This window comes from Phycicoccus elongatus Lp2 (genome assembly GCF_000367525.1).
Lineage (GTDB): Bacteria > Actinomycetota > Actinomycetes > Actinomycetales > Dermatophilaceae > Phycicoccus_A > Phycicoccus_A elongatus.
On sequence record NZ_HF570956.1, the window covers coordinates 2,536,534 to 2,544,146 of the forward strand.

General features: G+C 69.3%; 9 protein-coding genes. 3 read left to right on the plus strand and 6 right to left on the minus strand.

Annotated features, from left to right (window positions below; all coding sequences use genetic code 11):
* Positions 1–65 precede the first annotated feature (65 nt).
* The 4 genes from BN10_RS12205 to cysS all read right to left on the minus strand — a co-directional run bounded on the left by BN10_RS12205 (position 66) and on the right by cysS (position 3,388).
* Positions 66–512: a DUF2752 domain-containing protein gene (locus tag BN10_RS12205; protein WP_010851561.1), complete on the minus strand. Its 447-nt coding sequence runs from the start codon at positions 510–512 to the stop codon at positions 66–68.
* Positions 509–859: a CD225/dispanin family protein gene (locus BN10_RS12210; RefSeq protein ID WP_010851562.1), complete on the minus strand. Its 351-nt coding sequence runs from the start codon at positions 857–859 to the stop codon at positions 509–511. The genes BN10_RS12205 and BN10_RS12210 overlap by 4 nt, the downstream gene beginning before the upstream one ends.
* 145 nt (positions 860–1,004) lie before the next feature.
* Complete coding sequence (rlmB, locus tag BN10_RS12215; protein WP_010851563.1) at positions 1,005–1,955, minus strand: 23S rRNA (guanosine(2251)-2'-O)-methyltransferase RlmB; 951 nt, start codon at positions 1,953–1,955, stop codon at positions 1,005–1,007.
* On the minus strand, positions 1,955–3,388 hold the full coding sequence (gene cysS, locus BN10_RS12220; protein WP_010851564.1) for a cysteine--tRNA ligase: 1,434 nt from the start codon (positions 3,386–3,388) through the stop codon (positions 1,955–1,957). Before cysS ends, rlmB begins: the two co-directional genes overlap by 1 nt.
* A gap of 93 nt (positions 3,389–3,481) precedes the next feature.
* Between cysS and BN10_RS15820 the strand changes: the two genes are divergently transcribed.
* From BN10_RS15820 to BN10_RS12235, 3 genes are all read left to right on the plus strand, one after another.
* Positions 3,482–4,201, plus strand: a complete 720-nt coding sequence (locus tag BN10_RS15820) for a CPBP family intramembrane glutamic endopeptidase (RefSeq protein ID WP_010851565.1) — start codon at positions 3,482–3,484, stop codon at positions 4,199–4,201.
* Between the two features lie 115 nt (positions 4,202–4,316).
* A complete protein-coding gene (locus BN10_RS12230) occupies positions 4,317–4,928 on the plus strand; it encodes a cysteine hydrolase family protein (RefSeq protein ID WP_010851566.1) in 612 nt (203 codons plus the stop codon).
* Positions 4,925–5,497: a mycothiol transferase gene (locus BN10_RS12235; protein WP_010851567.1), complete on the plus strand. Its 573-nt coding sequence runs from the start codon at positions 4,925–4,927 to the stop codon at positions 5,495–5,497. The genes BN10_RS12230 and BN10_RS12235 overlap by 4 nt, the downstream gene beginning before the upstream one ends.
* 122 nt (positions 5,498–5,619) lie before the next feature.
* On the opposite strand, the gene BN10_RS12240 is transcribed toward BN10_RS12235, so the two are convergent.
* Both BN10_RS12240 and BN10_RS12245 read right to left on the minus strand, forming a co-directional pair.
* Positions 5,620–6,282 (minus strand): MBL fold metallo-hydrolase, encoded by a 663-nt coding sequence (locus BN10_RS12240; RefSeq protein ID WP_010851568.1) that lies wholly within the window; start codon positions 6,280–6,282, stop codon positions 5,620–5,622.
* 26 nt (positions 6,283–6,308) lie between these two features.
* A complete protein-coding gene (locus BN10_RS12245; protein ID WP_010851569.1) occupies positions 6,309–7,397 on the minus strand; it encodes an S-(hydroxymethyl)mycothiol dehydrogenase in 1,089 nt (362 codons plus the stop codon).
* Positions 7,398–7,613 lie beyond the last annotated feature (216 nt).

Below are 7,613 nucleotides of genomic sequence, written 5' to 3' on the forward strand. Positions count from 1 at the left end.
GGAACACACCTCGCACAGCGACACACCTATACCTGTGGTCCGCTGCGAGATCTGTCGGGGGGCGGTCAGGTGCCCGGGCCGAGGAACCCGAACCCGGGCACATTGCGCAGCACCCAGAAGGCCATGATCGCCCAGAAGAGGGCGTAGAGGCTCCAGGCCGGCGCGATGAGGCGGCGCGGCTCGCCCTTCCACAGCCTCATCACCCAACGGGCGAACGCCACGGCCAACACGGCATACGTGATGACGGCGAAAGGGTTGCGGTGCAACGCAAGCGGTAGGTCACCCTCGGTGAGCGCGTGCGTGGCGCGCAGGGTGCCGCACCCAGGACAGTACGTACCGGTCAGCAGCAGCCACGGGCACGTCGGCCACCGCCCGGGAATCTCCGGATTGACCATGTGGGTGGACAACGCAAAGACGGCCGCGCCCACGAGGGACGCCGCGGGCAGAAACAATCGGCGCCCCCGACCCACGGCGGGGTCCGGGGGCGCCGATGTCGCGTGGAACTGGGTCACATGCCCGTCGACGTGCTGTTGGTGCTGACGACGCCGGCCACCATCAAGATGATGTAAAGGACCGTGGCGATGATGCCGAGCACGAGGGCGATGATGGCGAACTTCTTGGCCTTGGCGGACGCGTCGACCGCGCCCGCGTGATCACCCGAGGCCCACTTGCCGTTGACCTGCGCGGCGAAGACGACGGCGGGGATGCCGATCGGCCAGCAGCAGAGCAGGCCAAGGATGGCCAGCACCAGGTTGTTCGGCGGGGCAGCGCCCGTCGGACCGCCACCCATGGGCGGCGGGGCAGAGTAGCCACCGCCACCAGGCGGCGGGGGCGGCGGCGTCGAGCCGTATTCAGACATGTGTCCCTCCTGAGTCTCAGCGGGGCTTCGGATGGTCCCCCTGCACCGGCTCTCAACCGGCGGGCACGATCCTTGCACACACGCGGGGCCGGAGCATGCACGGCCTCCAGATTTCTCGCGGGGCGGACTTCCCGCGGGAGTGCCCTCAGCGACGCCGGCGCGCCACCTCGTAGAGCGTGACACCGGCAGCAATGCCCGCATTGAGCGACTCGACCGCCGAACTCATCGGGACCGAGACGATCTGGTCGCAGTTCTCACCGACGAGCTTGGAGAGCCCCTTGCCCTCGGACCCCACGACGATGACGAGCGGCTCCGAGGCCAATTCGAGGTCGGGCAACTCGACGTCGCCGTCCATGTCGAGACCGATGACGAAGAACCCGGCCTTCTTGAAATCCTTGAGCGCCTGGTTGAGATTGCTCACCTGCGCGACCGGAATGCGTGCTGCCGCACCGGCGCTCGTCTTCCACGCCGAGGCCGTCATGCCGACCGATCGACGCGCCGGCACGACCACACCGTGTCCCCCGAAAGCAGCGACGGACCGGATGATGGCGCCGAGGTTGCGCGGGTCGGTGATGCCGTCGAGGGCGACGACGAGCGGAATGCCCGGGGTCTGCGGGTCCACGAAATCACTCGGGTGCGCGTACTCATAGGGCGGCACCTGGATCGCGAGACCTTGGTGCACGGCGTCGTCCGTGAGTCGGTCGAGCTCGCCTCGAGGCGTTTCCAGGATGGGTATGCCGCGTTCCCCGGCGATCTTGAGGGCTTCCCTCACGCGGTCGTCGGCGTCGATCCGGCCGGCGACATACATCGTCGCCACCGGGATGTCGGCACGCAGTGCTTCGAGCACCGAGTTGCGCCCGGCGACCATCTCGCTGGAGGCCTTGGTGCGTCGCTGGGGGCGCTGCGGCCGGGACGAGCCGGACTTGGCGGCGGCCTTGGCGAACTTGTGCGCCTTGTGGTTGGGGCGGTCGCTGGCCTTGGGCGTGGGCCCCTTGCCCTCGAGCCCTCGGCGGCGCTGGCCGCCCGAGCCGACCGTGGCGCCCTTCTTGGAGCCGGTCTTGCGGACCGCGCCGCGGCGCTGGGAGTTGCCGGTCATCAGTTCTCACTCTTTCGGTTCAGGGACCAACGGGCACCAGCGGCCGTGTCCTCCACGGCAATTCCCGCCGCGGTCAGTTCGTCGCGAATGGCGTCCGCGGTCGCGTAGTCGCGAGCAGCGCGCGCCTTGGTGCGCGCGTGGATGCGCTCCTGGACCAGCGCATCGAGCGCGGTCATCGCGTCGGCGTTGCCGGGGTCGGCAGCCCCCCACACGGGATCGAGCGGGTTGATCCCGAGGACGTCGGTCATGGCGACGACGACGCGAGCCAGCCCCGCGGCATCCTCGATGTCGCCCTCGTCGAGCGCGGTGTTGCCGGCGCGGACCGTCTCGTGGATGACGGCGAGGGCGCCTGAGACGCCGAGGTCGTCGTCGAGGGACTCGGTGAAGTCCTCGGGCAGCTCCTCCTCCCCCGTCGGGAGGGCTGTCGTGAGGTCGGGGAGTGCGCGATGGAGGAAACCCTCGATGCGTTCGACGGCCGCGGCCGCCTCGGCGAGCGAAGTCTCCTGGTACTCGATCATCGAGCGGTAGTGCGCGGCGGTGAGGTAGTAGCGGACGACGACCGGGCGGTGCTCGGCGAGGACGGTCGAGACCCGCAGGCTGTTGCCGAGCGACTTGCTCATCTTCTCGCCGCCCATGGTGACCCAGCCGTTGTGGAGCCAGTAGTTGGCGAAACCGAGTCCGGCAGAGGTGGATTGGGCCAATTCGTTCTCGTGGTGGGGGAAGCGGAGGTCGACGCCACCACCATGGATGTCGAAGGTGTCGCCCAGGTACTTGCGGGCCATTGCCGAGCACTCCAGGTGCCAACCCGGTCGACCCGGCCCGAAGGGCGTCGGCCAGGACGCCGTGGCCGGTTCGTCGACCTTGTGCCCCTTCCACAAGGCGAAGTCGCGTGGGTCACGCTTGCCTCGCGGGTCGGCGTCCTCGGCCGCGGTCATGTCGTCGATCTTCTGCTTGGTCAGGGCGCCGTAGGTCGGCCACGAGCGCACGTCGAAGTAGACGTCACCGCTGCCGTCGGCCGCCGGATAGGCATGGCCCTTTTCGATGATCGTCTCCATCAAGGCGACCATCTCGGGGATGTGGCCGGTCGCCCGCGGCTCGTAGGTCGGAGGGAGCACCCCGAGGTCCGCCAACGCCTTGGCGGTCTCGACCTCGTTGCGGTAGCTCACGGCATACCAAGGCTCTCCACTCTCGGCGGACTTGGCGAGGATCTTGTCGTCGATGTCGGTGACATTGCGGATGAGGGTGACGTCGTAGCCGTGCCCGCGCGTCAGCCAGCGCCGCAGCACGTCGAAGGCGACGGCGAAGCGGACGTGCCCGAGGTGCGGCGGCGCCTGAGTGGTGAGCCCGCAGATGTAGATGCCGACCTTGCCCGGGGTCACAGGGACGAAGTCGCGCTGCTCGCCGGTGAGCGAGTCCTGGAGTCTGAGGGTCACCGGACAAGGTTACCGGCGGCTCAGGGTCACCACCGGGCTCCCTCAGGGTCCTCCCCGGTATGCCGCCGCGAGCGCCACCGGGAGGGTGGAGACATGACCGAGGACTCGCTGACGGCGGCCATCCCGCTCGTCCACCTGATCCCGCTCCTCGTCGTCGTGGTCGCGCATCGTGCTCATCGGGCCGTGGGGCAATCCAGTGGGCGGCTGCGCGACCTCCTCGCGGTGCGAACCTCGCTCCGGTCCCTCACCGCGGGGGTGGCACTCTCCACCCTGGTCGTGCTGATCGTGCCGATCACCCAACTGGTTCTGGCGACCGCGCTCGACTGGGCACCGTGGGGTCCCGGCCCCGCGGCGAAGGCGGCCCTCCCGCTGGTGCCCATGGCCGCCGTCATGGCCTCGCTGACGGCGCTCGGTGAGGAACTCGGCTGGCGTGGGTATCTCCAATCGGTCACGCACCAGTGGGGCTTCTGGCGGTCCGCGGCCGCCGTGTCAGGCGCCTTCACCGCGTTCCACGTGCCGCTGATGTGGCACTCCTGGGCCTCCGACGCGATGCCGGGAGCGGAAGCCGTCGCGGCAACGCTGAACATCGCGGCGGGGTCCTTCGCGCTCAGCGCGCTGCGGGACCGAATCGGCACGGTCTGGCCGGCCGTATGGGGGCATGGTCTGCTCAACAGCGCCGTCGTGTGGCTGCACGGGAGTGCCGCCCAGGTGGACCGATTCGGCGCGGGGGCGTTCTGGATCTTCACCGCTGTCGGCTGGCTCGGGTGGTTCATCGTCGCTGCGGCGACTCGCCGGCATCCGGCATGGGCGTGAGGTGGGATCCACCGGCGTGAGGTGGGGACCATGGCGTGACGCGCAGACCCCCGGGCTGTCGGTGCACTCCCCTAGCGTGGTGACCACCGATCGACGAGGCTCCAGGAGGCCAGCCATGGCACGCACCGACCGTCCCAAGACCGCTCTGCTCGTCGTCGACGTCCAGAAGGATGTGGTCGCCCCGGCCCCCAACCGCGACGAGGTGGTCGGCCGGATCGCTGGCCTCGTCGATCGGGCGAGGGAGGCGGGCACACCGGTCGTGTGGGTTCAGCACAACGACGGAGGGATGCCGCGGGGCTCCGACGGGTGGGCCCTGGTGGACGAGCTCAGTCCGGCCGACGGCGAGCCGATCGTCGACAAGCAGTTCGGGGATTCCTTCGAGGCGACCGACCTCGAGGATCGCCTGGGCGAGGGCGGGATCGGCAGCCTCATCGTGTGCGGCGCGCAGACCGATGCGTGCATTCGCTCGACCCTGCACGGTGGGCTCACGCGTGGCTACGACATGACGCTGGTCTCCGATGGTCACACGACCGAGGACATGCGCGAGTGGGGATCGCCCATCGGCGTCGAGGACGCGATCGCCTACACCAACCTCTACTGGTCGTTCACGCGGACGGCGGACGCCAAGGGCCAGGTGGTGGCGGCCGACGAGGTCGACTTCAGTGCACCGGGCGGCGTGGCGCAGGCTCCTGAGGGCGCCGAGGCAGGGGAGGACCCCGAGCGATGAGCGAGTCCACACCGCCCTGGGAGCCGCCGAAGCACGGCACCGACACCGAGCAGGTCCTGGCGTCGATCGAGCGGATGCGCGCGACCTTCCGCTGGAAGGCCGATGGCCTCGACGCGCCGGCGCTGGCGCACCGCGTGGGCGCGTCCGCGCTGACCCTCGGTGGCCTGCTCAAGCACCTGGCGATCGTCGAGGACCACTACTTCACCAACCTGTTCGCGGGCGAGGGTTACCCCGCCGTGTGGGGCGAACTCGGCCACGACGAGTCGGAGGACTGGGAGTTCAGGACGGCGGCCACTGACTCGCCCGAGGTGCTCTACGACCTCTACGACGAGGCGGTCGAGCGCTCCCGATCGGCGATCGCCAAGGTCTTGGTGGCCGGTGACCTCGACCAGCGCGTGGACATGGGCCGACCCGAGTGGCAGCCCAGTCTGCGTGCGGTGCTGTGCGGCCTGATCGAGGAGTATGGGCGGCACACCGGGCACGCAGACCTGATCCGTGAGGACATCGACGGTCGGGTCGGCGAGGACCCCCCGTCTCACTGGCGGACCCGGATCTTCCCGGCCGCCTGACCCATCGATCGGCGTCCTGTCCGGAGCGGTCGCTCACCTGCTCGTCACCGCCGGGGGAGGTATGTCAGGGAGATCTGGGGCGCCGGCGATCACCCCCACCCAGCAGGGGATCTGACGCAGCGTCAGTGACCGCGGTCGAGCCACTCCTGCACGTGCGGCTTCTCCGCGCCGATGGAGGTGGCGTCGCCATGGCCCGTGAGCACGATCGTGTGGTCGTGCAAGGTCAGGAGGTCATCGCGGATCGAGTCGATGATCGTCGGGAAGTCCGAGAAGGACCGCCCCGTGGCCCCCGGACCGCCGTTGAAGAGGGTGTCGCCGGAGAAGAGCACATCAAGAGCCGGCACGTGGAAACAGCACGCACCCGGTGCGTGACCCGGCGTGTGGAGCACCCGCAACTCGACATCGCCCACGGCAAAGGTCTGACCGTCTGCCAGCTCCGCGTCGGGGGCGGCCTCCTGTGTCTGGTCCCACAGCACCCGGTCCGCCGGGTGGAGGTATGCCGCGGCACCGGTGTGCGACACCAGTTCCGGCACGGCGTTGATGTGGTCGTTGTGGCCATGGGTGCAGAGGATTCCCAGGACGTGCCGGTCGCCGACGACCGACAGGATCGTCACGGGTTCGTGCGCGGCATCGATGACGAAACACTCGTTGTCGTCACCGATGACCCAGACGTTGTTGTCAACCTCCCACGAGCCGCCGTCGAGCTCGAAAACCCCGGAGGTCACGACGCGTTCGATGCGGACGCCACCCGGCGAGATGGGGAGGATGGGATGGGAGTGGGCCATGCGGCATACCTCTTCGTGAGTGGGGGTCAGTCCAGGACGACGACGGAGCGGAGCACATCTCCGTCGTGCATCTTGGCGAAGGCGGCCTCGACGTCACCGATGCCGATCTTCTCGGTGACGAAGGCGCCGAGGTCGAAGCGGCCCTGCTTGTAGAGGTCGACGAGCATCGGGAAGTCGCGCGAGGGAAGGCAGTCGCCGTACCAGCTCGACTTCAGCGCGCCACCGCGGCCGAAGATCTCGATGAGCGGCAGGGTGATCTCCTTGTCGGGGGTCGGGACGCCCACGAGGACAACGGTGCCGGCGAGGTCGCGGGCAAAGAAGGCCTGCTCGTAGGTCTCCGGGCGGCCGACCGCCTCGACGACGACGTCGGCGCCGAAGCCGCCGGTGTATTCGCGGATCTTCTCCACGGCGTCCTCGGTCTTGGAGTTGATCGTGTGGGTGGCGCCGAACTTCTTGGCCTGCTCGAGCTTCCGGTCGTCGACGTCGACCGCGATGATCGTCGTCGCGCCGGCGACCTTGCCACCCTGAATGGCGGCGTTGCCGACGCCGCCGCAGCCGATGACGGCGAGCGAGTCGCCCAGGCCGACACCACCGGTGTTCACGGCCGCGCCGAAGCCGGCCATGACGCCACACCCGAGGAGCCCGACGGCGGCAGCCTCGGCGTCCGGGTCGACCTTGGTGCACTGGCCGGCGGCGACGAGGGTCTTCTCGGCGAAGGCGCCGATCCCGAGCGCCGGCGACAGCTCGGTGCCGTCGGTGAGGGTCATCTTCTGGGTCGCGTTGTGGGTGGCGAAGCAGTACCACGGCTTGCCCTTGTTGCAGGCTCGGCAGTTCCCGCAGACCGCACGCCAGTTGAGGATGACGAAGTCGCCCGGCGCGACGTCGGTGACACCCTCACCCACCGCCTCGACGATCCCCGCGGCCTCGTGGCCCAGGAGGAAGGGGAAGTCGTCGTTGATGCCGCCCTCGCGGTAGTGCAGGTCGGTGTGGCACACCCCGCACGCTTCGACTTTGACGACCGCCTCACCCGGACCGGGATCGGGGACGACGATGTCAACGAGCTCGACGGGGGCGCCCTTGGCGCGGGCGATGACGGCTTTGACGGTCTGCGGCATATCCCCACCCCACCGCATCTGATCGCCGCAAGCAAGGGGTACGCCGTGTGCGCGTCCCGGTCATTCCCCGACACGCCCTCCCCGGTGTCCCGCTCGCCCCGGTGTCCCATTCGCCCCCGGGGCACCGCTCACCCCCGGGGCGCACCGCTCACCTCCGGGGCGCACCGCTCACCCCCGGGAACACAACTCGCAGCGGACCACAGGTATACCTGTGGT

What these genes read in the sequence shown, in the direction of transcription:
- BN10_RS12210 (WP_010851562.1), bottom strand. Translation starts at nt 859, where the DNA reads ATGTCTGAATACGGCTCGACGCCGCCGCCCCCGCCGCCTGGTGGCGGT.
- rlmB (WP_010851563.1), bottom strand. Translation starts at nt 1,955, where the DNA reads ATGACCGGCAACTCCCAGCGCCGCGGCGCGGTCCGCAAGACCGGCTCC.
- BN10_RS15820 (WP_010851565.1), top strand. Translation starts at nt 3,482, where the DNA reads ATGACCGAGGACTCGCTGACGGCGGCCATCCCGCTCGTCCACCTGATC.
- BN10_RS12230 (WP_010851566.1), top strand. Translation starts at nt 4,317, where the DNA reads ATGGCACGCACCGACCGTCCCAAGACCGCTCTGCTCGTCGTCGACGTC.
- BN10_RS12235 (WP_010851567.1), top strand. Translation starts at nt 4,925, where the DNA reads ATGAGCGAGTCCACACCGCCCTGGGAGCCGCCGAAGCACGGCACCGAC.
- BN10_RS12240 (WP_010851568.1), bottom strand. Translation starts at nt 6,282, where the DNA reads ATGGCCCACTCCCATCCCATCCTCCCCATCTCGCCGGGTGGCGTCCGC.
- BN10_RS12245 (WP_010851569.1), bottom strand. Translation starts at nt 7,397, where the DNA reads ATGCCGCAGACCGTCAAAGCCGTCATCGCCCGCGCCAAGGGCGCCCCC.